This window comes from Pseudomonas sp. S49 (assembly GCF_009866785.1).
Taxonomy (GTDB): Bacteria; Pseudomonadota; Gammaproteobacteria; order Pseudomonadales; family Pseudomonadaceae; genus Aquipseudomonas.
Genome location: NZ_CP019432.1, coordinates 3,599,787 through 3,622,815, shown reverse-complemented (window position 1 = coordinate 3,622,815; position 23,029 = coordinate 3,599,787). Strand labels below are relative to the sequence as shown.

19 protein-coding genes are annotated in these 23,029 nt (G+C 58.7%); 7 read left to right on the top strand and 12 right to left on the bottom strand.

The window, feature by feature from the left end; all coding sequences use genetic code 11:
* Position 1: 1 nt before the first annotated feature.
* The 3 genes from PspS49_RS15965 to PspS49_RS29700 all read right to left on the bottom strand — a co-directional run bounded on the left by PspS49_RS15965 (position 2) and on the right by PspS49_RS29700 (position 2,810).
* Positions 2-1,132 (bottom strand): acyl-protein synthase, encoded by a 1,131-nt coding sequence (locus PspS49_RS15965; RefSeq protein WP_160040294.1) that lies wholly within the window; start codon positions 1,130-1,132, stop codon positions 2-4.
* A gap of 12 nt (positions 1,133-1,144) precedes the next feature.
* Complete coding sequence (locus PspS49_RS15960) at positions 1,145-2,392, bottom strand: MFS transporter (RefSeq protein ID WP_127927944.1); 1,248 nt, start codon at positions 2,390-2,392, stop codon at positions 1,145-1,147.
* A 277-nt stretch (positions 2,393-2,669) separates the two neighbouring features.
* Positions 2,670-2,810, bottom strand: coding sequence for a hypothetical protein (locus PspS49_RS29700; protein WP_007918111.1), 141 nt, complete (start codon positions 2,808-2,810; stop codon positions 2,670-2,672).
* A 158-nt stretch (positions 2,811-2,968) separates the two neighbouring features.
* Between PspS49_RS29700 and PspS49_RS15955 the strand changes: the two genes are divergently transcribed.
* Positions 2,969-3,157 (top strand): hypothetical protein, encoded by a 189-nt coding sequence (locus tag PspS49_RS15955; protein WP_038363103.1) that lies wholly within the window; start codon positions 2,969-2,971, stop codon positions 3,155-3,157.
* Positions 3,158-3,175: 18 nt separating this feature from the next.
* Here the strand turns inward: PspS49_RS15955 and PspS49_RS15950 are convergent, their stop codons facing one another.
* A complete protein-coding gene (locus tag PspS49_RS15950; RefSeq protein ID WP_127927942.1) occupies positions 3,176-3,553 on the bottom strand; it encodes a fe2+ zn2+ uptake regulation protein in 378 nt (125 codons plus the stop codon).
* Between the two features lie 1,540 nt (positions 3,554-5,093).
* Here PspS49_RS15950 and PspS49_RS15945 point away from each other — a divergent pair.
* Entirely contained in the window at positions 5,094-7,439 is a 2,346-nt protein-coding gene (locus PspS49_RS15945) for an acylase (protein WP_160040291.1), read from the top strand.
* Between the two features lie 56 nt (positions 7,440-7,495).
* On the opposite strand, the gene PspS49_RS15940 is transcribed toward PspS49_RS15945, so the two are convergent.
* Positions 7,496-8,509 carry a FecR family protein gene (locus PspS49_RS15940; RefSeq protein ID WP_160040288.1) on the bottom strand — a complete coding sequence of 338 codons (1,014 nt, stop codon included), beginning with the start codon at positions 8,507-8,509 and terminating at the stop codon, positions 7,496-7,498.
* Between the two features lie 153 nt (positions 8,510-8,662).
* On the opposite strand from PspS49_RS15940, the gene PspS49_RS15935 reads away from it, so the two are divergent.
* Entirely contained in the window at positions 8,663-8,932 is a 270-nt protein-coding gene (locus tag PspS49_RS15935; RefSeq protein ID WP_127927934.1) for a PepSY domain-containing protein, read from the top strand.
* A 64-nt stretch (positions 8,933-8,996) separates the two neighbouring features.
* Here the strand turns inward: PspS49_RS15935 and PspS49_RS15930 are convergent, their stop codons facing one another.
* Entirely contained in the window at positions 8,997-13,847 is a 4,851-nt protein-coding gene (locus PspS49_RS15930) for a DUF6543 domain-containing protein (protein WP_160040285.1), read from the bottom strand.
* Positions 13,848-14,081: 234 nt separating this feature from the next.
* Here PspS49_RS15930 and PspS49_RS15925 point away from each other — a divergent pair, with 234 nt between their 5' ends.
* The gene (locus PspS49_RS15925; RefSeq protein ID WP_160040282.1) at positions 14,082-15,122 is read left to right on the top strand and encodes an Ldh family oxidoreductase; all 1,041 of its coding nucleotides are present in this window, start codon (positions 14,082-14,084) and stop codon (positions 15,120-15,122) included.
* A 199-nt stretch (positions 15,123-15,321) separates the two neighbouring features.
* Here the strand turns inward: PspS49_RS15925 and PspS49_RS15920 are convergent, their stop codons facing one another.
* Complete coding sequence (locus tag PspS49_RS15920; protein ID WP_016982860.1) at positions 15,322-15,639, bottom strand: DUF883 family protein; 318 nt, start codon at positions 15,637-15,639, stop codon at positions 15,322-15,324.
* Positions 15,640-15,793: 154 nt separating this feature from the next.
* On the opposite strand from PspS49_RS15920, the gene PspS49_RS15915 reads away from it, so the two are divergent.
* Positions 15,794-16,048: a hypothetical protein gene (locus PspS49_RS15915; protein WP_007917411.1), complete on the top strand. Its 255-nt coding sequence runs from the start codon at positions 15,794-15,796 to the stop codon at positions 16,046-16,048.
* Between the two features lie 4 nt (positions 16,049-16,052).
* On the opposite strand, the gene PspS49_RS15910 is transcribed toward PspS49_RS15915, so the two are convergent.
* Positions 16,053-16,961: a LysR family transcriptional regulator gene (locus PspS49_RS15910; protein ID WP_160040279.1), complete on the bottom strand. Its 909-nt coding sequence runs from the start codon at positions 16,959-16,961 to the stop codon at positions 16,053-16,055.
* Between the two features lie 84 nt (positions 16,962-17,045).
* On the opposite strand from PspS49_RS15910, the gene PspS49_RS15905 reads away from it, so the two are divergent.
* Positions 17,046-17,969, top strand: a complete 924-nt coding sequence (locus PspS49_RS15905) for a carbon-nitrogen hydrolase family protein (RefSeq protein WP_102900964.1) — start codon at positions 17,046-17,048, stop codon at positions 17,967-17,969.
* A 135-nt stretch (positions 17,970-18,104) separates the two neighbouring features.
* On the opposite strand, the gene PspS49_RS15900 is transcribed toward PspS49_RS15905, so the two are convergent.
* The 4 genes from PspS49_RS15900 to PspS49_RS15885 all read right to left on the bottom strand — a co-directional run bounded on the left by PspS49_RS15900 (position 18,105) and on the right by PspS49_RS15885 (position 21,822).
* The gene (locus PspS49_RS15900) at positions 18,105-18,650 is read right to left on the bottom strand and encodes a GNAT family N-acetyltransferase (RefSeq protein ID WP_150775634.1); all 546 of its coding nucleotides are present in this window, start codon (positions 18,648-18,650) and stop codon (positions 18,105-18,107) included.
* A gap of 53 nt (positions 18,651-18,703) precedes the next feature.
* Positions 18,704-19,177: an LEA type 2 family protein gene (locus PspS49_RS15895; protein WP_150775633.1), complete on the bottom strand. Its 474-nt coding sequence runs from the start codon at positions 19,175-19,177 to the stop codon at positions 18,704-18,706.
* Between the two features lie 67 nt (positions 19,178-19,244).
* Positions 19,245-20,711 carry a nucleobase:cation symporter-2 family protein gene (locus PspS49_RS15890; protein ID WP_016982855.1) on the bottom strand — a complete coding sequence of 489 codons (1,467 nt, stop codon included), beginning with the start codon at positions 20,709-20,711 and terminating at the stop codon, positions 19,245-19,247.
* A 217-nt stretch (positions 20,712-20,928) separates the two neighbouring features.
* A complete protein-coding gene (locus PspS49_RS15885; protein WP_160040276.1) occupies positions 20,929-21,822 on the bottom strand; it encodes a LysR family transcriptional regulator in 894 nt (297 codons plus the stop codon).
* A gap of 99 nt (positions 21,823-21,921) precedes the next feature.
* Here PspS49_RS15885 and PspS49_RS15880 point away from each other — a divergent pair, with 99 nt between their 5' ends.
* Entirely contained in the window at positions 21,922-23,013 is a 1,092-nt protein-coding gene (locus PspS49_RS15880; protein WP_160040273.1) for a polyamine ABC transporter substrate-binding protein, read from the top strand.
* Positions 23,014-23,029 lie beyond the last annotated feature (16 nt).

The window sequence follows — 23,029 nt, the reverse complement described above, 5'->3', positions numbered from 1 at the left end:
GTCAGTGACTCCCCAGTAATTGCGCTGCGGCCATCGCGCAGCTTCTGCCGGCAGTGGTGCCCGCGCGGCCATGCAGTTCGAACCAGTCACAGGCAAGGCCACAGCCACAACTTGCGCCGGGGTGCAGCGTTGCCAGATCGCTCATCACTACCGCGTGCGCCGGGCTGGATGAAATGTAGGGTGAGACGAATCCCAGCAAGCCTTGCTGGCCGTAGGGCTGCACGGAGAAATCCAGCGGATTTCGCACGTACGCTTTGGCGTAAACCGGAACGTGAAAATGATGGTGGGCACATTCGATGTAAGGCACCGCGTGCTCGACCGCACCGTAACCGTCTCGACAGCGCGCTGTCGGGATGCCGAGTTGCCGGGAGATGCGCCCGTACAGTTGAAGTTTGGGGATTTCCTCGCTGGTGCGGGTTTTCCAGCCGCCGCCAAAAAACACCAGCGAATCGTCCGGCAGCTTCAACTCAGGCACGCCGTTAGCCTGCATATGCTGCAAGGTCTGCCAAAGGAATGCCGGGAAGCCGAAAATGCGCACCGGCAAGCCTTCTTCGGCGAACGATTGCAGGGCCGCGATGACCCCGAACAGATCGAACTGGTGGCTGTCACCGGTGCAGCGCAAGGCGTAGGCGACGCGATTGACCGGGGCAAACCGGCAGAGGAACTGGTCGGTGTATGACGTCCCCAGCGTGATGGCGCCCTGCGGCTCATAGCTCAGCAGCAGGTAGTTGCACGGCGTATCGGCGGAGTTCCAGCCGTAATGGCTAAAAATTCGTTCGACCATGAATTGCGCGCCGGACAGACTGCGCGGGTCATAACGCATGCGACTTTTCTGCCCACTGGTGCCGGACGATGTCAGTTCCAGGGCGTTCTCCCCGGTCGGGCTGAGCAACAGTTGCTGTTTGAAAAAATTGGCCAGAATCGGTGGCAGTTGCGACCAGTCTTGCAGGGCGTCGAGCTCTTCCACGTCGAGACCGTTGGCATTCAGCCAATGGGCGTAACCGGGAGTGTGCTGGCAATGGTATCGACTGATCTCGGTCATGGCCCGATCGAACAGGCCCGCAGGCACCGAGTCCGGGCAATAGGGGTGTGGCAACGCGCAGAGCGCATCGCTGGCGGGAAACTGATTCATTTCAATATTCCTTTATTGAGCGGCGGTGGAATCGGCGTGTAAGCCTTTTAATAATCCCTGCACCAACGGCAGGCTCAACAGGCCGCTGAACGCGGCGAAGAGCGCGAAGAGTTCGAGGCGCGCGCCACCGCCGAGGGCAGCAATCAGCAAACCGCCGACACCCATCACGGCAATCGAAATCATGCCGACCAGCGCCGAGACCAGGCCTTTGCTGTCATCGCTGGTAAATAACGCCAGCCGATAGAGTGCGGCATTGCTCATGCCCAAGCCGACGGCGTACAGCGCCAGGCTGGCGACCACCGGGCCCAGGCCAGCGCCAGACAGCGCGCTGCCGATCAGCGCCAGCAGCCCCAGACAAAATGGCCAGAGCGCCAAGCGGATCAACTGGGGCAAAGAGTGAGTCGCGAGCAAGCGGTCGAGGATCAGGTTGCCGGCGATCACTGCAGAAAAAACCGGAATCTGCCACAAGCCATATTCAACCGGCGACAGCCCGAGCAACTGCATCAGCAGCAACGGTGACAGGCCGATCCAGGCAATCAATGGCAAGCTCATCAGCCCGAGCGCGAGGCTGGCAGCGAGGAATCGGCCATTGCCGAACAAGACGCGGTAGCGCTGGCAGGTCTGGCGCCAGGAAAAACGTACCGCGGGTTGCAGCTGTCCATCGCGGCGCGTAACCCCGACCGTTTCCGGCATGTAGACGAACAGTCCCAGCCAGACCAGCGACGCTACAAGGCCCAGGCCCAGGAACAGTTCGCGCCAGGACAACCATTGCAACAACAGAATGCCCAGCAGCGGCCCCACCAGCGGTGACAGCAGGGCGATGTTGCCGAGCAGCGCCATCAAGCGCACCGCATCGGCCTCGCAGAAGACCTCTTGAAGGGCCGGGTAACTGACCGCGACCACAAAACCCAAGCCCATGCCTTGCAGCAGTCTCAGTAGATTGAAGGCTTCAATACTCTTCGTGAAAAACGCAGCGGCGCAGGCCATTGCGAACAATGCGCAACCGCTCAGCAATACCCGCCGTCGCCCCCATTGATCGGACAATGGCCCGATCAGCCATTGCAGGCAGATACCGCCAATCAGATAAAGGTTGAAGGCGTTGGGAACATGCCGCACATCGGCCTGAAGATCAGTTGTCACGCTCAGCATGGCCGGCATGATCAAGTCGCTGGCCATATACGTCAGAAGTTCAAAAGCGCTTAGCGCAAAACAAAATCCGAGCACTTGTCGCGGCCCGATTTGTATCAGTGTTCTCTGCATAAACGTCCCTGTTAGTGAGTGAAAGGAAAGTTGCCAGAGACTAGTTGCAGGGGCTTGCATGACCTATTTTTTTGCTGCGACATTAGATTTCAAATGCTTGCAACTTGTTTTGTGGGTTCCGAGTTGCCGCTAAGCGCTAGTTACGAGTGCGTGGCAGCCGCCACGGCAAAAACAGAAAAGCCCGCAACAGGGCGGGCTTTGTTTGAAGTTGATCGGACTTGTTGATTTCCTGCCGCCATCTGCTTATCGGCAAGCGGGCAGGGCGAACAATCCTGTTCTATCGATGTTGGTAGTAGCCAGGGCCACCCTGGTAGTAACGGTGGTGATCGTCATGCCAGCCACCGTGGGGGAAGATGATGCAGCCACTCAGGGTCAGCAGGGCAAGAACGGGAATCAGCCAGGTGATTCGACGCAGCATTTTGAAAGTTCCTCATGGTTACGCCGTCATGAAGCCAAAACTCTTCATCGGCTGTAACATGAGACCCCGATTGCCACGATGCATCCCCGTAGAACGGTAAGTGCATGGCATGCAAGCGGATACAAAGCAGATACATTTCAACGTTTCAGGAAGCCGCAATGACCCACAAGCAACGCTTGATTTATTCGATTCTGATTGCCGTGTCGGTGCTGGCGATCATGCTTGGCCTGTCCTGGCTGCAAAACGCCGGAATGATTTCGGAGAAGACATTCCAGTTCGTCGCCATCGGTGTAGCGGTGATCGTGGTGGTGATCAACGGCGTGATGCGCCGCAAGGTCAAGCCTTGACGGCGTTTGCCGCACGCTTCAATCGTTGTTGAGGACGGCCGCAGCCTGTGGATGCAGGCTGTAGCTCTTGTCATCATTGAAGGTGATCACACCTTCGGCGCACAGCCGTTTGAGCACTTCGCGCACACTGAGGAAGGACAGCGGAATATCCAGATCCAGCAATTGGCTGTGGACACCGCGCACGCCCAGACGTCGCTCGCTTTGTGCGGCAACCAGCAGGGCGTCGATGACTTTCAGACGAATCAGGCTGGTGCGCAGGCCGAAACTTTTCAGCAGCAGCCGGATGCGTTCGTTGCCGTGACGCTCGACGCGTTGCCCGAAATCGCTCGCGTGGGGGCTCATGGAAACTCCTTTGGGTGCCTGGCTACCGTCCGTTGGTAGTTGCGAGTTGTACATGCGATTACTCCTTTTCAGAGCCTGATCGGGATGGTTTTTTTGCGCTCTCTAAGACAAGACGTATCAGCACGACAAATCATGAAAGAAAAGATGTAGAAAATTTGTCGGGGGTTTGTCTTTTTCTTGTGATTGTCGATTGCAGTTGCTTTGGGCTTGGCGGCCTTTGGGCCGACCATGCTCTTGGGGGTTTGGGTGAATATCCGTTGTTATGGGTGTTGCCGCTGGCGGTTTCGCTCTTACAGCGAGTCCCTTTGGCAAACGCCCCAAAGGAACCAAAGGTCTGGGCCCCGGCGTTCGGCCCTCGCCGTGGCTCGGGTTCCTTCATTCCGGGATCTATCCGGGGGCATCGCCTACGGTTTGCTTCGCTGCACCTCCTCTCGATGTGTTCGACTTCGTCGAACGGTCGCTGTGCTCCCACCCCCGGATAAATCCCTCCACTCAGCCTGCCGAAGGGGCCGGCAGATCAAAAGCTGCAGCCGAGCTAACGCTCATCCTGTTGAGTGGTTAGGAGCGGGTGAGGGGCTTTTGATCTGGTTCATTGAGTTCAACTTGGTATTTCAGGTCGGCGTAGCTCTGGCAATCACCTCGATCAGTTCCCTCTCCCTCCGGGAGAGGGCTAGGGTGAGGGGCTTTTGATCTGGTTCATTGAGTTCAACTTGGTATTTCAGGTCGGCGTAGCTCTGGCAGTCACCTCGATCAGTTCCCTCTCCCTCCGGGAGAGGGCTAGGGTGAGGGGCTTTTGATCTGGTTCATTGAGTTCAACTCGGTATTTCAGGTCGGCGTAGTTCTGGCAATCACCTCGATCAGTTCCCTCTCCCTCCGGGAGAGGGCTAGGGTGAGGGGCTTTTGATCTGGTTCATTGAGTTCAACTCGGTATTTCAGGTCGGCGTAGCTCTGGCAATCACCTCGATCAGTGCCCTCTCCCTCCGGGAGAGGGCTAGGGTGAGGGGCTTTTGATCTGGTTCATTGAGTTCAACTCGGTATTTCAGGTCGGCGTAGCTCTGGCAGTCACCTCGGTCAGTTCCCTCTCCCTTTGGGAGAGGGCTAGGGTGAGGGGCTATTGATCTGGTTCATTGAGTTCAACTCGGTATTTCAGGTCTGCGTAGCTCTGGCAATCACCTCGATCAGTGCCCTCTCCCTCTGGGAGAGGGCTAGGGTGAGGGGCTTTTGATCTGGTTCAGTATTGCGTTCAAATCGGTATTTCAGGTCGGCGTAGCTCTGGTAATCACCTCGATCAGTGCCCTCTCCCTCTGGGAGAGGGCTAGGGTGAGGGGCTTTTGATCTGGTTCATTGAGTTCAACTTGGTATTTCAGGTCGGCGTAGCTCTGGCAGTCACCTCGATCAGTGCCCTCTCCCTTTGGGAGAGGGCTAGGGTGAGGGGCTTTTGATTTTGCGTTTGGGGGGTCGTTTGGAGGGTCTAAATTTTTTTCTTTGACTTCGTTTCTTCGACAGGCTCATTGCGCGTGGACGCGTGGGTGTTTCCAGGGCGGGTCCGCGTTAGCACCGGATCCGCTCTTTGGCATGTCGATCAGGAGCGAGCGTGATTATTTCCAGACAGTTAACCGGACTGACCTTGGCCGGCGTGGTTTTTGGGCTGAGTTGTTCGGCTCATGCGTTCAGCCCGGCCACGGATGTCAGCGCCGATATTCGCCGTACTGCTTTTGGCGTGCCGCATATTCGTGCGCAGGACGAGCGTGGGCTTGGGGTCGGTATCGGTTATGCCTATGCGCAGGACAATCTGTGCCTGTTGGCCAACGAGATTGTGACGGTCAATGGCCAGCGTTCCCGTTACTTCGGCCCGGATCAGTTCACCGTCGAGCAGCGCGAAAACCGGGTCAGCGATGTGTTCTTTACCTGGCTCAATACGCCTGAAGCGGTCAAGGCATTCTGGCAGGCGCAACCTGCGCAGGTGCGTGATCTGGTCGAAGGCTATACCGCCGGTTACAACCGTTATCTGGCCGAGCGTCGCCAGCAAGGTTTGCCGCAACAGTGTCAGGGTGAGTGGGTGCGTGAGATCGCACCGGAAGATCTGGTGAAGCTGACCCGCCGTCTGTTGGTCGAGGGCGGCGTTGGGCAGTTTGCCGAGGCTTTGGCCGGCGCCACGCCGCCGCAAGCGACAGCCGGGATCGAACACGACGTGCAGGCTTATCAGTTGGCCGATGCGCGTCAGCAGCGCTTTGCACTTGATCGAGGCAGTAACGCTGTCGCGGTGGGCAGTGAGCGCTCGTTCAACGGGCGCGGGATGTTGCTGGCCAACCCGCATTTTCCTTGGGTTGGCGGTATGCGCTTCTATCAGATGCACCTGACCATTCCGGGCAAACTCGATGTCATGGGTGCTGCCTTGCCAGGCTTGCCGATGATCAATATCGGCTTCAATCAGCATCTGGCCTGGACGCACACGGTCGATTCGTCGAAACACTTCACGTTGTATCGGCTGCAACTCGATCCGAAGGATTCCACACGCTATCTGCTCGATGGCAAATCTCTGCCGTTGAACAAACAGACCGTCACCGTGCAGGTGAAACAGGCTGACGGGCAAGTGGTGCCGGTTTCGCGGGATATCTACAGCTCGCAGTTCGGGCCGATTGTGCAATGGCCGGGCAAGCTCGACTGGGACAATCGGTTCGCCTACAGCCTGCGCGATGCCAACCTCGACAATGATCGGGTGCTGAATCAGTGGTACGCGATGAATCAGGCGTCCACGCTTCAGGAACTGCAGGATTCGGTGCACAAGATTCAGGGTATTCCGTGGGTCAACACCCTGGCCGTCGATGACAAAGGCCAGACGCTGTATATGAACTTGTCAGTAGTGCCGAACGTCAACGCCGAGAAACTGGCCAAGTGCAGTGATCCGCGTATCGGCACAAAAATGATCGTGCTGGACGGCTCCAACAGTGCCTGCGCGTGGGACATTGACCCACAAGCTGCGCAGAAGGGCATTTATGCCTCCAGCCAATTACCGCAACTGCTGCGCAAGGACTTCGTCCAGCACTCCAACGATTCGGCGTGGCTGGCCAACCCGGCGCAACCGCTCACCGGTTTCTCGCCACTGATCAGTCAGGACGGCCAGCCGCTGGGCTTGCGCTCGCGGTTTGCGCTGGATCGTTTGGGCACGCTGAGCAAGAAAGGCCCGCTGGCGGTGAAGGATCTGCAACAAATGGTGATGGACGATCAGGTGTACCTGGCGACTCAGGTGATCCCGGATCTGCTGAAGTTCTGTGCCTCTGACCTTGGCACCGACGCGCAGGCGCTTAAGCCGGTTTGCGTCAGCCTCAAGGCATGGGATGGCCGCGCCAATCTCGATTCAGGCCTGGGCCTGGTGCATTTCCAGACCATCATGCAGGCGCTGCAGGCTTCGCCGGACGTCTGGCGCGTGGCGTTCGATCCTGAAGATGCGCAACACACGCCACGTGGACTGGCGGTCGAGCAGCCGGCGGTGGCCAAGGCGCTGCGTGAAGCCATGTTGGCGTCGGTCGAGTTGAGCCAGAAAATGGGTTTGAAGCCGCAAACCCGCTGGGGTGACATCCAGGTGGTCAGCAGTGGCGGGAAACAGACGCCGATTCACGGCGGCCCGGGTACGCTGGGAATTTACAACGCCATTCAGAGCGTGCCGCGTGAAGACGGCAAACTTGAAGTGGTCAGCGGTACCAGCTACCTGCAAGTCGTGACCTTCGATGAGAAGGGCCCGCACGCCCAAGGGTTGCTGGCGTTCTCGCTGTCGAGCGATCCGGCGTCGAAGTATTCGCGGGATCAGACCGAGGCGTTCTCGAAGAAACAGTGGAGTGTGCTGCCGTTTACCGAGCAGCAGATTCAGGCTGACCCGCAATACCAGGTGCAGACTGTTCGCGAGGCGTTGGACAAGGCGGGGAAAGTCGCCGCTCAGTAAGCCCGAGCATTAAAGGCATCAAGCCTGAAGGCCGCATCCTGCAAAGGGTGCGGCCTTCAGCTTTTTGGCGGTTGTTGCGGTATCGAGTTGATCACCGGGTTACCTTCCTTGTTACGGCTCAGGCAGACCGGCAGTACCTTGGGCAGGCTGTTGGCCAGGTTGTTCAGCTCTTTGATGTTGTAGATGCCACCCACACGAATCGTACCGGTACTGTTGTCAGCCAGTTCCAAAGGATTGTTCAGATAGCGATTGATCAGTGGCAGGGCCTCGCTCAGCGCCAGGTTGTCCAGCACCAGTTTGCCGTTGCGCCAGGCCAGTGACGTGTCACCGGAGTAGGTCTGGCTGATCTGCGGTATGTAGTCGCCGTGTTTGTAGCGCGCCTGCATCGATGGACCGAGGCGCAGGCCATCGCCCGGCAATGAGCGATCGCTGGTGACCAGCACGGAGCCTTCGATCAGGTTCACGCGCACTTGATCCTGATACATCCAGACATTGAAACGCGTGCCCGTGACGCGAATTTTGCCTTCGCCTGCACGAACGACAAACGGGTGGGACATGTCGTGGCTGACCGTAAAGAACGCCTCGCCTTTTTTCAGGGTGACGCGGCGTTCGTCCTTGTAATTGCTGAAGGTCAGATCGGTGTTGAGGTTCAGTTCGAGTTGGCTGCCATCGCCCAACGTCACCTGTCGGACATTATCGGTGGCGGTAAAATGCTCGTAACTGTCGGGCAGCCAGCCCAGGTTCCAGCCGGTGTAGGCTGCCAATGGCAGAGCAAGCGCACACACGCCTGCTGCTACAGCAAACTGGCGCCACGAGCGCGAAGGCTGCTGCGCGGGCCCGTGCGCCGGGAGGGCGGTGGCCGATGCGGGGCGTGGCAAATGTTCGGCCACGTTCCAGATTTCCAGCATGGCTTCATATTCGAACGCGTGCAGCGGATGGGCGTCGTGCCATTGCTTGAATGCGCGACGATCTTCATCGGTGCAGTCGGCGGCGTGCACACGCATGCACCAATGCGCGGCGGCATCGGTGATCGCATCGTATTCGGCTTCCGAGAGAGTGTCTTGGGTCATTGACTCGTCCTGATTTCGCACATTCTAACCTTGTCGGGAAGTTACCGAGAACATTCGTCATGGCAATTGCCCATCAAAGTGGAACTTATTTTTCGCTCCGGCACCCAAAAAAGCAGGATGCAAACGACTACTATCCATAAATGGAGTGAAAAAATGATCAAAAAGACAATCGCAGCGCTAATTGCCACTGCCGGCTTGCTGAGCGCAGGCGCAGCGCTGGCCGATCGGCCGGGCGCAGGCTGGATCACCATCGAAAAAGCCATCGAGATCGTCAAGACCAAGGCCGGTTATGTCGAGGTCTATGAGATCGAAGCCGACAACAATGGCTATTGGAAAGGCGAAGGGCGCAAGGCTGACGGTGTTGTCTACGAGTTCCGCATCGACGGCGCTTCAGGCAATGTATTGCGGGATCAGAAGGATTAACCACCCTGGTTACGCGTTGTAAAACATACGCCGGCTGCAAGCCGGCGTATGTCTGTTGCGGTTGTTACGGCAATGCTGGCGAGGATCCTGTCTGGCTTGAGCCTGGCGCCGGTAAAGGTATCGGGGCCGGAGGAGGGTCCAGCACCCTGCCCAGTTCGCTGATGAACAGTGCGATCGAGTCAGCGTTGGCCATTTTCACCTCGATGCGTGCGTCGGCAGAGACTGGATCGCGGAAGGCTTTACGTGCATCTGCAAGGTTTCTGGTTTTGGTCAGTTTGAGAATTTTTTTGTAATCTTCGGCCCGTGCTGGCACCTGGTCCATGTCTACCCACACCCCATTCTTGCTCTTCTCCGCAAACAAGCGCGTAGGCGCAGCAGAGCGGGACAAGGATTTGCGCTCACGCTCCAGACCCGCTTGGAGAGCCGCACCTTCAGCGGTTGTCGTGTTTATAAGGTCAGGGTATGGACTCATCGCCTCCACGAAGTCGAAGTCTTCGGCATCGCAAACCAAATGAGAAAGCTCGTGGATCAGCGTGACCGCGCGAGCATGGGAGTCAACATTGAATCTGGGAGGCAGGAAAGCGGTGTAGGGATCCAGGCGCGGATTAAAGAAAAGTTCGGTCAGGTGGACTATCTTCCGCCGGTCTTGTTTGAAGACAAATGCAACCGTATCGTCGCCATAGCGCGCATTCAAGCCAGCGAAAAAGCGCTCCGTATAGAGCAGATCATCTGCTGGGTCCGTCAGCTCGCGGCAGATGGGGATTATCACCTGTTCTACTTTTCTGAGCAGCGTGGGCGTGACTTGTAACACGTCGAAAAAATTTCTGAGTACGGCTTCCACGCGAGTGCCGCCCAGATTGTCGCGATGTATGACGAAGTTATGCAGACAATTCAGCGCGTATTCTCTTGCCCGAGCGACAGCTTGCTGGATCACGAAGGCTCTGGCCGGATAGCGCCGATTGATTTGTGCCATCCCTTGAGCCTGGATATACATGAGTATCGAACGGCTGCGTTCAACGTCAGCTTGCACACGGTTGCGTTTGGATCGACAGCGATGAACAGGCTGACCCGCGGGTGCCAGTACCAGCCTTGAGTTTTTCTGTTCAAGGGTTGGTCCTTGTCCGCCGTCTTTCTTGCTCAAATACCAGACCTTTTCATCCTTGACCACCGGGTAGACCTTGCCAGCGATCGCCGCAAACTTTTGCGTGCTCGACGAACTGCCATAGACAAGTTTATTGGTTTCAAGCTTGAAGTTTTCCAGCGCTGTGGTGGTTTCAAAGGGCTGCAGATTAACGCGGGAGGGCGTAGCTGGTGGGACTTTCGACCAGAGCGGCGGGGCCGTGGCTGCCGCGTTTGCGTCGCTAGCCTGCGCCTGGACAGCAAATTCGGCCGTTTCACTTTCCGCCGCTGTTTCCCAGGAAAAACGACCCAGACTGAACAGGGAAATCGCCCCCGAGATAAAGCTTTTCAAGGCATTTGCCCAATGATGTTGCTGAAGCTCCTCGGCAGACTCTTTGAAATCCTCGTAGCTTTTCCAAAGAAAAACCAGGGAAGCGAGTTTCCCCGGCAAAACGTGCGGAACCAGACGGACACCGTGACTGAATAGAAACTTTGCCGCTTCCCAGTCCGCTTGCGCATTGATCTGCGATTGGCAACCGAGTAATTGCGGCAAAAGGCTGAGCGTATCCTTGTGCAGCCGCTCCAGCACATTGCCGGAGATGGGCGTACTTTGCAGTTTGATTTCACTGGTTTTGCCAATCGTCGTTTTCAGCAGGTTTTTGAACGCGGACTGCTCGCCGGCGGGCAGGCGCCGGATGATCAGGTCCTGGAAATGTCCCGGTGTATTCAATGCATCGATCAACTGCGCTTCATTCTCGAACTCACGAAAAACGTATTTGGAGTAGGGGGCATACAGCACCTGTGGCCCTGTCTGCCCCGCGCCGGGCCCGATGAGATAAAGCCCGAGGGTATCGACCAGGTCAGCCCCCGTGGTCTTGATCAATGACAGTGGACTGGCAATGGCGTGAGCGCCCTCTACCGTTGCACGCGCCACTCCGTCCGGCATGTCCAGAACCTGACAAATGAAGTCGTAGCCGGTTTCTGACAATTGTTGCTGCAACTTCATCGCGTGCGCATGCTGCATCAACTGCCAGGGCAACTGACGTAAAAACCGCTCTTTGCTGGTGCGCGCAGACTCACTGTCAGCTGACAGCGCCTCGCTCACTTTCTGCGTGTAGGTGGTGCTGATATCGAGGGATTGCAGCAGTTGGCGGACGGCGGACTGATTGAGTTTTGCCGGCAACCCTGCGGTGGTATTCGAGGCAACCTTGAACCCGGTGCCCTGCACAATGTTGTAGTGGTGCAGAGCAAATTCGAGCAGGTTGCAGGCAGGACCGGCCAGCGTCAGATTCGGCGTGATGCGGATGTCTTGTGGCTTGAGGCCGTTGTTCGGAAATCTGCTGTCGAGCAGCGTTTTCAAAGTCTGCTCGACGTGGCTGTCCAACGCGGGCACACCCTCGAGAAAATCCTTGCCATCGATAAAGCAGCGGCGCAACTCATCCAGCAGTGCGAGCTGGGTACGCTGTTCCGCGACCGGGGCCATGCGCAGCCAATCGGGGAAATCCAGATGACGGGCAACAGTCCTGGCAAGCTCAACGGCCCGGCGCAGATTGGTCTCGATGACCTTGTTTTTCAGTTTGTCGAGAAAACCGGCGAGTGAGTCCTCATCCTTTATGCAAACGCGTAACGCCTCGCAATGGTCCAGATAGTGGTCAATGGCCGATTGCATACGGTCGTTCAACACGTTGCCCTCAATCAATTGAAAGGTGCCCAGCGTGTATTGCTGATCCAGCCGATGTTGCGTCTTCGGCAGGTTTTCCAGCAGCGTCTGGCTCTGGTTGTTGTCGTTCAGGCGCTGTTGCAATTGTTTTTGCGCAATCGCTATGTTGTCGAACGATTCCAGGCCGATGGCGGGCGTCCACAAGATGGCGCGCCCGGAGTGCGCTACGTCCATGCCTCCGCGCTCGGTCAGCAACACACAGTGAGCGAGTGACAGCACGCCACTTCGGCCCTCGCAAGTGAGGTTGAGCGCCCACGCATCCGGCCGGAAACCGTTGAGTGACTGGCGGTCCATGCGTGTTGCGTGTTTTGCGTCGAATACGGTATCGACGATTTTTCGTTCCGCTGCAGGCCAGGAGTCGCCGAGATTTCTCATGTGCGCTTCACCGCGCACTCCATCCTCGAAAGCCTGCGCCAGTTTCCATCGAATGCCTTCGAGAAAGACCCGTTGTTCAGCGCTGCTCGCGGTCGGCTGGCCCTTGAAGTTGTCGGTGAGATTTTCCAGTGTTCGTTCTAACGTTGTCGCCAGTTGCGCAGCTTTGTCGGCCTGGACCAATGACGAGGGCGGTGCGCTGGAGAACAGCGGGCGGGTGCTCCAGCGCTCATTGACGTCTAGCCTGACCAAGCGCTCGTGAATCATCGAACGGATATCCAGCGCCTTATCGAAAAATGCATGAATGTCAGTACGGCGTTCGCTTTGGCGAAACAGCTGCAAGGCGAATTCAACGCTCTGGCGTTGCTTGGTGATAATCGCCTCCATCAGTGTTGCCATGATATCGCCGGCTATGTTTTCGCCGGACACCTGAGCATTGGCGAAGCCCAGGTAGCGATTGCGCTCCTCCAGGTTCATGAGCCCGTACAGCTCATCTTCATGTCCGGCGGCATTGAGTTTGGCGATCAGCGTTTGGCGCAGGTCGGCGTAGTCGGTGAGTACTTGCACGCCTTGGGTGGGGGTGTAGAGATAAGCCTTGTCATGGTTGATCATCAGCGATCCAGCCAACTCGACATAGGTGGTTTCTTCGCCCAGGCATACCGTTTCGAAGGTCGGACGCCGCACGGCGCTGTCCGGCTCCCGTATCAAGCTGTGAAGGGCTTCGAATTCCTTCGCCTCGAGGATGTCGGTTTCGCGCTTGAGCAGTAAGTCTGCACGTGCTTGATCGAGCAACGTCCGGCTGAAGAATGTGCGTCTGGGGGAACCTTCAAAAGCGGCGGCATTCCAGTAAACCTCGAGCTGTCGAAACAACAGCATGGTCAGCTTTCCCGAGGCGGACTTGATTGCATCCGCCCATATTGCCTGGTCAGCATCTGTGCCGGAGCGAGCCGGATTGGAAAATTCGGCTGTCTGACCATGCGGCCAGCCCTGGCGGCGGAAGTGCAGCAGCAGTGCCTCACTCAGCGACAGCGAATCGACCCACTGCCGTACATCCCCGGAGAGGGGCGCGGTGTCGGCGAAAAAACTGACGCGGGTGCGTGACTGTTGCAGACCCGCGAAGTGAGGTTCGAGCAGTTCGTCGAGAATCTTTTCCAGCAGGGTGGTGAGCGAAGGCAGACGTTTGAGCTCATCCAGCAGGTCGCGCGTGGACAAATCCTGTGACGTGTTGATCGCCGCTTTTTGATCCTCGAACACGTCTCCTTCGATCGTTTCAAGGGTCAGACTGATTCCGCGTTTTTCCACCAGTTCCTTGCGCAGCGAGACGCTGAGGAACGCCAATAGATCATCCTGTTCGTCAGCGTTGTCGAGGCGCGTCTGCAACGCTTCGAGCAGCGCTTGCTGATCGCTGTATTTCTTCAGGCCGTCGTAGGGGGTGTAGAGGAACACACCGCCATCATCCGGCCCGGCGCCGAGAGTAAAACTCCCGGCCAGCGGCACCGCCAATTGCCTGTCGGCGTTAAGCAGAATGCGCTCGGCCAACATCGGCGGGGTTTGTTCACTGCGCAACGTGTGAGTCGCGAGTTCCACATGCGCAAGCCAGCTGAAATCTTTGCTGTTGAGACCCTGCGCGGTAGCCAGGTCAGCGTGCTGGTCGGGAGCTTTGAGAACATCCGGAAACAGGAGTGGAGCAAGGGGCGTAGACATCATCGAGACTCGGAGCGGAGGCGTTGGGGCCGGGGAGCGCAAGAATAGAGACGTGACTGGGCGCACTGGCGGTAAATAGTTACCGCACGCACCGAGTCGAAATGTGCCAGGACAGCGATGCCAGTCATGGCTGAGCAATCGAAAGGTTGACAGCCGGCAGCTGAGCCATGGTTAATCGGTGAGCTAGTCGTCCATACGCTGTTGTTCCCTCCAATAATCATTCTGGAGCTTCAGATGTCTGCGCCACACGATCATGTGTCCTCTGCTGTTTCGTCCTCGTTGTCTCTCGAAGCGCTGACGCAACTGCTTGAAACGATTTTTCTGCGCCACGGCACCTCCGCTGAAGTCGCGCAAGTGCTGGCCGCCAATTGCGCCGGCGCCGAGCGCGATGGTGCCCACAGTCACGGGGTTTTCCGCATTCCCGGTTATGTCTCGACCCTGGCCAGCGGCTGGGTCAACGGGCACGCCGTGCCGCAAGTCGAAGATGTTGCCTCGGGATTTGTCCGTGTCGATGCCGGTAACGGTTTCGCTCAGCCGGCATTGGCCGCCGCTCGGCCGCTGCTGGTGGAAAAGGCGCGGCACGCCGGGATCGCCGTGCTGGCGATTCGTAACTCGCATCACTTCGCCGCATTGTGGCCGGACGTCGAGCCGTTCGCTGACGAAGGTCTGGTGGCGCTCAGTGTGGTCAACAGCATGACCTGCGTGGTGCCCCACGGCGCCGACCGGCCGCTGTTCGGCACCAACCCGATTGCCTTCGCCGCGCCACGGGCCGGCGCCGCACCGATCGTCTTCGATCTGGCCACCAGCGCGATTGCCCATGGCGACGTGCAGATTGCTGCGCGCAAAGGCGAACGGCTGCCGGTCGGAATGGGCGTGGACAGCCTCGGTCAGCCGACTCAGGATCCCAAAGCGATTCTTGAGGGCGGGGCGCTGTTGCCGTTCGGTGGCCATAAAGGTTCGGCGCTGTCGATGATGGTTGAGCTGCTGGCTGCAGCATTGACGGGAGGCAATTTTTCCTTCGAGTTCGATTGGTCCAATCATCCCGGGGCGAAAACGCCGTGGACCGGACAGTTGTTGATCGTCATCGACCCGAGCAAGGCCGCCGGGCAGGGTTTTGCCGAACGCAGTGGTGAACTGGTGCGGCAGATGCACAGCGTCGGGCTCAAGCGTTTGCCGGGGGATCGTCGGCATTGGCAACGCAGTAAATCGTTGGCTGAGGGCATTGTGCTGGAGGCGCAGACATTGGCGCAGTTGCGCGAATTGGCGGGGGTGTGAGCAAAGAGCAAAGGCCCCTCACCCTAGCCCTCTCCCGGAGGGAGAGGGGACTGACCGGGGTGAATGGGAGATGTGCGCCGACGTGAGAGATCGAGCTGAACTCGGGTTTTGAATGCCCAGATCTGGTTCAAAACCGGCAAAAACATGCAGGCATAAAAAGGCGAACCCAGTGGGTTCGCCTTTTTAGTATGCGTTTGACTCAGCGACGGCCGAGCAACAAGCCGACCACCAGACCGAAACCGGCGGAGATCGCCACGGTCTGCCATGGATGACCGCCGATGTAGCTTTCGGTGGCATCGACTGCCGGTTTGGTGCGGTCACGTACGCTCGAGACCGAATCCAGCGCCTGCTGCAGTTTCAGGGCGATCTGTCCGCGCAGCGTTTCCGCTTCTTCGCCGACCAGTGAGGCGCTGCTCTTGAGCAGTTTGTCGGACTCTTCGATCAGAGCCTGAAGTTCGCTGAAGGCTTGATCCTTGATTTGATCTTCGGCGGCTTGCACGGCGGATTTGCGGGCCATTGGATGACTCCTTGCAGTTGAATGGACAGTGATCAATGGAGTGTGGCGCTGAGCAAAAAGTTGCACTGAATTTAAGCCAGAAAGAAAAACCTGCGCGGGAGATTTCCGTCGAGCGTGTAAGATGTCGCCATTTTATGCAGCAGGATAATTCCCGATGAGTTTCAATCTGGCCGACAAATCACTCGCAGAGCGCGCCGCACTGGAGGACGAGAAGTCCCGTCTGTTCGAACTCTGGCAAAACAACCTCGGCAAGGCCAAAGGCGAAGCCGCGCGTTTGTTCGGCGAGCGTGGCAAGCGCAAGGGCAAGTGGGCCGAGTGGGTCCGCGCCGAACTGGACGGCATGTCGCCGCCGGAGTTCGCCAACATGGTGCGCAGTGAAGTCAATCGACTGATGGCCGCCAACAAGTAATGCCTCAGGTGAAGGTCGCGACAATCACCTCGCGAACCTTGACCACCACCGGATCGATCTGCGCGCTGGTGCGCCAGCCCAGTTCGATCGGATAACGCGGCAATTTCAGCGGGCAGGGCAGCAGCGCCAGGCCGCTGAGTGCCGCGATGCTCTCGGCGGCATGCGCCGGAATCGTCGCCACCGCCCGACTGCCCTTGAGCAGATACGGCAGCGCGGCGAAATGCGTGGTCGAGGCGCACACCCGTCGGCTCAGGCCCAGCGCCGCCAGACCTTCATCGGTAATCCCGATAAAACCGCCGGACGACACCAGAATGTGCTCGCGGGCGACGAACTCCTCAAGATCGATCTGCTGCTGGCCGGGCGCCAGGCTCGCCGGATCGACCAGACACGCGTAGCCGCCTTCGCCCAACACCTGACGACTGAGCAAACGTTCGGCAAAACCACCGGCGGTGATCGCCAGGTCGATGCTGCGATCCATCAAGGCGCGAGCAACGATCTGGCTGTGGGTCTGGCGAAAGATCAGGCGCAACTTCGGTGCGCTGCGAGCGATTTCCCCGATCAGCCGGCGACCGTAGGCAATCTCGAAGTCGTCCGACAGCCCTACGGTAACCGAGCGACCCTCGTATTGATTGGCTGCCGGGTCGACCATTGCCAGGCTTTGCCGACACTTGTTCAGCGCTTCACTGACCACCGGTTTCAATTGATTGGCCTTGAGTGTCGGTGCCAACCCGCGCCCGGTACGTACGAACAATTGATCGCCGTAGACATCGCGCAACCGTCGCAGCGCCGCACTGACCGCCGATTGCGTGACGCCCAGACGCAGCGCTGCACGGCTGGCGCTGGATTCTTCATGCAGGGCTTCGAGGACTTTCAGCAGGTTGAGGTCGATGGTGGTGATATTCATTTGGCTCATATCATTCAGCAGTGAACGGGGCTTTATTCATGATCGCGTGGCGCCGCAGAATCGGCAACCACTGAACCTGATGGAGTTACCGCGATGGCCAAATCAATCGTTGCTGCGCTGCAAATCGGCGCCTTGCCCGAAGGCAAAGACGCGACTCTGGAACAGATTCTCAGTTGGGAAGGCGCGATCATCGAATCCGGCGCTGCGCTGGTGGTGATGCCGGAAGCACTGCTGGGCGGTTATCCGAAAGGCGAGGGTTTCGGTACGCAACTGGGTTATCGCCTGCCAGAAGGGCGCGAAGCCTATGCCCGATACTTCGCCAACGCGATCGATGTGCCGGGCGCGGAAACGCAAGCGCTGGCGGCAATGTCGGCGCGAACCGGGGCAAACCTGGTAATCGGTGTGATCGAACGCGGTGGCAGCACGTTGTATTGCACAGCGCTGTATTTCGACCCGCAGGGCGGGCTTGTCGGCAAACACCGCAAACTGATGCCGACCGGCACCGAACGGCTGATCTGGGGCAAGGGTGATGGCTCGACCTTGCCGGTGTTTGACACCCAGGTCGGCAAGCTCGGCGCGGTGGTGTGCTGGGAAAACATGATGCCGCTGCTGCGCACGGCGATGTACGCCAAGGGCATTGAAGTCTGGTGCGCGCCGACCGTCGATGAGCGCGAGATGTGGCAGGTCAGCATGCGTCATATCGCCCATGAGGGCCGTTGCTTTGTGGTCAGTGCGTGTCAGGTGCAGGCTTCGCCTCAGGCGTTGGGCGTTGAAGTCGCCAATTGGCCGGCGGATCGGCCGTTGATTGCCGGTGGCAGCGTGATTGTCGGGCCGATGGGGGATGTGCTGGCGGGGCCGTTGCGCGGCGAGGCGGGGTTGCTCACTGCTGAGATCGACACCGATGAGCTGGTGCGGGCGCGCTATGACTACGATGTAGTCGGCCACTATGCGCGGCCGGATGTGTTTGAACTGAGTGTGGATGAGCGGGCCAAACCGGGTGTGCGCTTCAACACTTAACCCACTGGCTGACACAAAACCTGTAGGAGTGAGCCTGCTCGCGATAGCAATCTGTCAGTTAACGATTATGGTGTCTGGCAGACCGCTATCGCGAGCAGGCTCACTCCTACAATGGATCGGTGGTGTGTCTGGAAGTCAGTGGCGCTGCTGCCATTCTTCACGGGTGATTTCCCACAGCTCCCGAGGGAAACGCCCACCGACGAAATCGCCTTCATCGGTTCGGATCAAGCGCATCCCCGCGCGCTCCGAGAGCTTGCGCGAGCCAATGTTCGGCGCCGCTTTCGGCACGCGCATCACTGGGCGTTGCAGAACGTTGAACCAGTAATCGGTCACCACCGCGCAGGCTTCCGTCATCAAACCCTGACCTTGCCACGCCGGTGCCAGCCAGAAGCCGCGGTGGTTGTCCGCTTGATCCATCAGGCTGATCTTGCCGATCAACAGTTCCGGTGCCGATTTCAGGCGAATCGTCCACGGCCATTCCTTGCCCGCCGCAACCGCTGGCAAGGCAACGTCGCGCAGATAGGCGAGGGCACCGTCCTCCGGATACGGCCATGGCACGGCTGCGTTCAGATAACGCACCACGTCCCAATGCGGAAATTCGCGCTGCACGGCTTCGGCATCGGCCAGTTGCAATGGGCGCAGGATCAGTCGTTCGGTGTACAGCGTCGGTATGTCTTCCATAAACCTGCAGCCTCCATAAGTGTCTTTAAGGAACGAGGCAGGCTAGCGCATTTTTACCAGGTTGCGGCACTGGCCTTGGGCAGGCTGAGCTTGCCGCTGTCGACAAAACGCATGGTGCCAAACAGACCGCCGGCAAGCTTGCCGCGCAGCACATAGGGCAGGTTATCGAGGGTTTGCGTCTGACTCAGGCCCAGCGTCTGGCGTAATACCGAAAACGCCGAGATGCTGACCGGAACGCTAACAATGGCCTCGGAAAACCTTGGGATTGAACCGCTCTGATCGCTGACACCCGAGGCCAGTGAATGGCCGTTGACTTCAAGATCCAAAGCGATGCCGTTGTAGTCGATGGCCGTTTCATTAGGGTTTTGCACGCGAATCTTGATGGCGAAACGCACTTCCAGATCCTGGCTTGGCAACGGCTCCAGGCCGACCACGTTGATGTTCACCGGGTCTCGGTTGGGGAACAGCGCACAGGCGCTGAGGGACAGCAGAAGCAGTGACAGAATGACGGCTTGGAAGCGGCGCATAAACGGTCTCTCAACAAAAAAGGGCTGAACCGTCACCGGCTCAGCCCTTTCTATCAAAGGCCAGACGTTAGCGGTTCAACTGTGCGACAGCCGCCGCTGGGGCAGGTTCACCTTTGGCCGGCATGTCCGGATTTTCCATGACCTGAAGAATCGAGGCTTCCGGGTCGAAATCGTCTTCTTCCAGCTCGATGAATTCTTCTGGCAGGAAGATATTCAGCACGATAGCGCACAACGCGCCGACGGTGATCGGCGATTCGAAGATGTTGCGCAGCGCTTGCGGCAGCTCGCGCAGAACTTCCGGCACAGCGGCGATGCCCAGGCCCATACCCAGCGAAATCGCCACGATCAGCATGTTGCGCCGATGCAGACCTGCTTCGGCGAGGATCTTGATCCCGGCCACCGCGACGGTGCCGAACATCACCAGTTCAGCGCCGCCGAGTACCGGTTTCGGCATCAACTGCAGCACCGCGCCGATCATCGGGAACAGCCCGAGCAACACCAGCAAACCGGCGATGAAGAAGGCGACGTAGCGGCTGGCCACACCGGTGAGTTGAATCACGCCGTTGTTCTGCGCGAAGGTCACCATCGGCATGCTGTTGAACACCGCCGCCATGGCCGAGTTGAGGCCGTCGGCGAGCAGGCCGGATTTGATTCGGCGGATGTACAGCGGGCCTTTGACCGGTTGCCGCGAGATCATCGAGTTGGCCGTCAGATCACCGGCAGCTTCCAGCGGCGACACGAGGAAAATCACTGCCACCGGCACGAACGCCACCCAGTCGAAGTTGAAGCCGTACTTGAACGGCACCGGCACGCTGACCAGCGGCACTTCAGGCATGGAGGCGAAATCCACCGTGCCCATCAGCCACGCGACCACGTAACCGAGGGTCAGACCGATGACGATCGCGCCCAGGCGCAGGAACGGTACGTCGACGCGGTTCAACACGACGATGGTGCCGATCACCAGCGCTGCGAGGAAAATGTGGCTGGCCGCACCCAGATCAGGCGCGCCGAAACCGCCGGCGATGTCCGTCATCGCCACTTTGATCAGCGACAGGCCCATCAGCGTGATGATCGTACCGGTGACCACCGGGGTGATCAGCATGCGCAGTTTGCCGATGAACTGGCTCAGCACCACTTCGATGAAGGCGGCGAAAAAGCACACGCCGAAGATCGTCGAGAGGATTTCATCGGTGCCGCCACCGCGCGCCTTGACCATGAAACCGGCGCTGAGAATCACGCTGATAAAGGAAAAACTGGTGCCTTGCAGGCACAACAATCCCGAACCGACCGGGCCGAAGCGCTTGGCCTGGACGAAAGTACCGAGGCCGGAGACGAACAGCGCCATGCTGATCAGGTAAGGAATTTCACTTTGCAGACCGAGGGCGCCGCCCATGATCAGGGTCGGGGTGATGATACCGACGAAGCTGGCCAGCACGTGTTGCAGTGCGGCAAACACGGTGGCAGTCAGGTGCGGGCGGTCGTTGAGGCCGTAGATCAGGTCGTTGTTGCGCGGGGCTTTTTCAGAGGCGGTCATGGTGTTTTGCGCGCCGCAAGGCGGGGCCGGGTCAGAAAATGGAGGCGCAGGATGCCGGAAGAGGGCGGCGAGGGCAACGAGCAATAACTGCCTGAAAGGTCAGGTTTTATTGGTCGCTATCGGCAAACGCCCGTGTAGGAGCTGTCGAGTGAAACGAGGCTGCGATCTTTTAAGATCAAAAGATCGCAGCCTGCGGCAGCTCCTACAGGGAGATGTATCAGGAGAAGGCCGCGAGCAGATCTTCCTCGAAGGCTTTTTGCGCATCCCCCGGCACCTGCGCCCGATGCCGGGCCAGATGAAAGGCTACTTCGAAACTCAACTCGCCCTCACGAATTGGCCGCAGCAACCCCTTTTCCTGCCAGCTCCGCGCATAGTGATCCGGCAAATAGCCGACATGTTTGCCGGAGAGAATAAACGTCAGCGTGCCTTCGACCTGCTCCGATCGCGCCGAGCAGAGCTTGCCCTGAAACGGCTCGTCACTGCGGAAAAAACGATAGGGGTGATCGACCCGGTCGCAGGCCTGCAACGCGGCGTCGCTGGGCGTCTCGTCGTTAAACAATGGATGGCCGGCGGCGCAGTACAAATGCTGGGTTTCGCTGAACAACTGCTGATAGTCGAAGGCACTTTGCACTTGCGAGAAATAACCGATGGCCAGATCCAGCCGCTGTTGCAGCAGCAGCCGTTCCATTTCGCCGGGTATGGCACTGATCAGCTCGATACGCACCGACTCATCGCGCTCGCGAAAACGTCGGATCGCCGCAGCTACCCTTTGCAGCACCGATTGATCGACCGACTCGGAAATCCCCAGGCGCACTTCGCCGATCAAGCGTCCGGCGACGCCGTTGGATTGATGGCGGAAGGTTTCGATCGATTCAAACAACGTGCGCACCGCGATCAGCAACTGCTCGCCCTTGGGCGTAACGCTGAAGCCAGCCTTGCCACGGCTGCACAAACGGTAGCCGAGGCGGGTTTCCAGTTTGGCCATTTGCTGGCTGATGCTCGACTGGCTCAGGCCCAGATCACCCTGGGCAGCGCTGAAGCCGCCACACTCGACCACTCGCACAAACAGGCGCAGCAGTTGCAAATCGACATCGTGCAGTTGACCCAACATCACATTACTCCGGCGTAAAGTCAGGATGATTATTCGGCTATTTTTCTAATGTATCCGACGGCGCATCCTGCAACCACTTCCTCCGGTCAGGTGTTCGTCATGGCTCCCGTGTTCAAGCTGTGTTTCCCCGTGCTGCTGTTGTCCGTGGCTGTTCAGGCTCAGGCCGAGGACAAGACCCTCAATCTCTACAGCTGGGCCGACTACGTGCCGCCGTCAACCCTGCAACGGTTCGAGCAGAAAACCGGCATTCATGTGCGTTATGACACGTTCGACACCTCCGAGGTGCTGGAAACCAAGTTGCTCACTGGCGGCAGCGGGTATGACGTGGTGGTGCCGTCGTCCAGCGTGCTGGCGCGGGGGCTGGCGGCCGGCGCCTTGAAAGAAATCCCTCACGAGGGCCTCAAGGGTTACGCCAATCTTGATCCGGATTTACTGGAAAAAATGGCCGCGGTCGACCCCGGCAATCGCTATGGCGTGCCGTACACCTGGGGCACGTTGGGGCTGGGCATGAATGTCGAGGCGGTGAAGCAGCGTCTGCCTGATGTGCCGCTGAACAGCCTCGACCTGCTGTTCAAACCGCAGAACGCCAGCAAGCTCAAGGACTGCGGCATCGCCATTCTCGATTCGCCGCAAGAAGTCATCGGTCTGGCCCTGCATTATTTGGGCAAGGATCCCTACAGCACCGACAAAAACGACCTGGCCGCCGCCGAGGCGTTGTTGCAGAACCTCCAGCCATCGGTGCTCTACGTCGCCACCGGCCGGCAGATCAATGATCTGGCCAGCGGCAACGTGTGCCTCGCGCTGACCTACAACGGCGACGCGAGCATGGCCGCAGATCAGGCGCGCAAAGCCAATAAAGCGTTCGAAGTGGCGTACCGCATTCCCAAGGAAGGCACGCTGGTATGGCAGGACAATCTGGCCATCCCCAAAGACGCGCCGCACCCCGAGGCCGCGCGGGCGTTCATCGAGTTCATGCTGCGCCCCGACTCGGTGGCCGAACTGACCAATACCTTGTTCTTTGCCACCGCCAACCAGGCCGCCACGCCATTGGTGGACGAGGCGGTGCGCAACGATCCCGACATCTATCCGCCGAGCGACGTGCGTGCGCGGCTCTACGCCGACCGCAGCATGAGCCTCAAGGACATGCGTCAGCGCACGCGTCTGTGGACCACTTTCCGTAGCCATCAATAACAACAGGAGCACCACG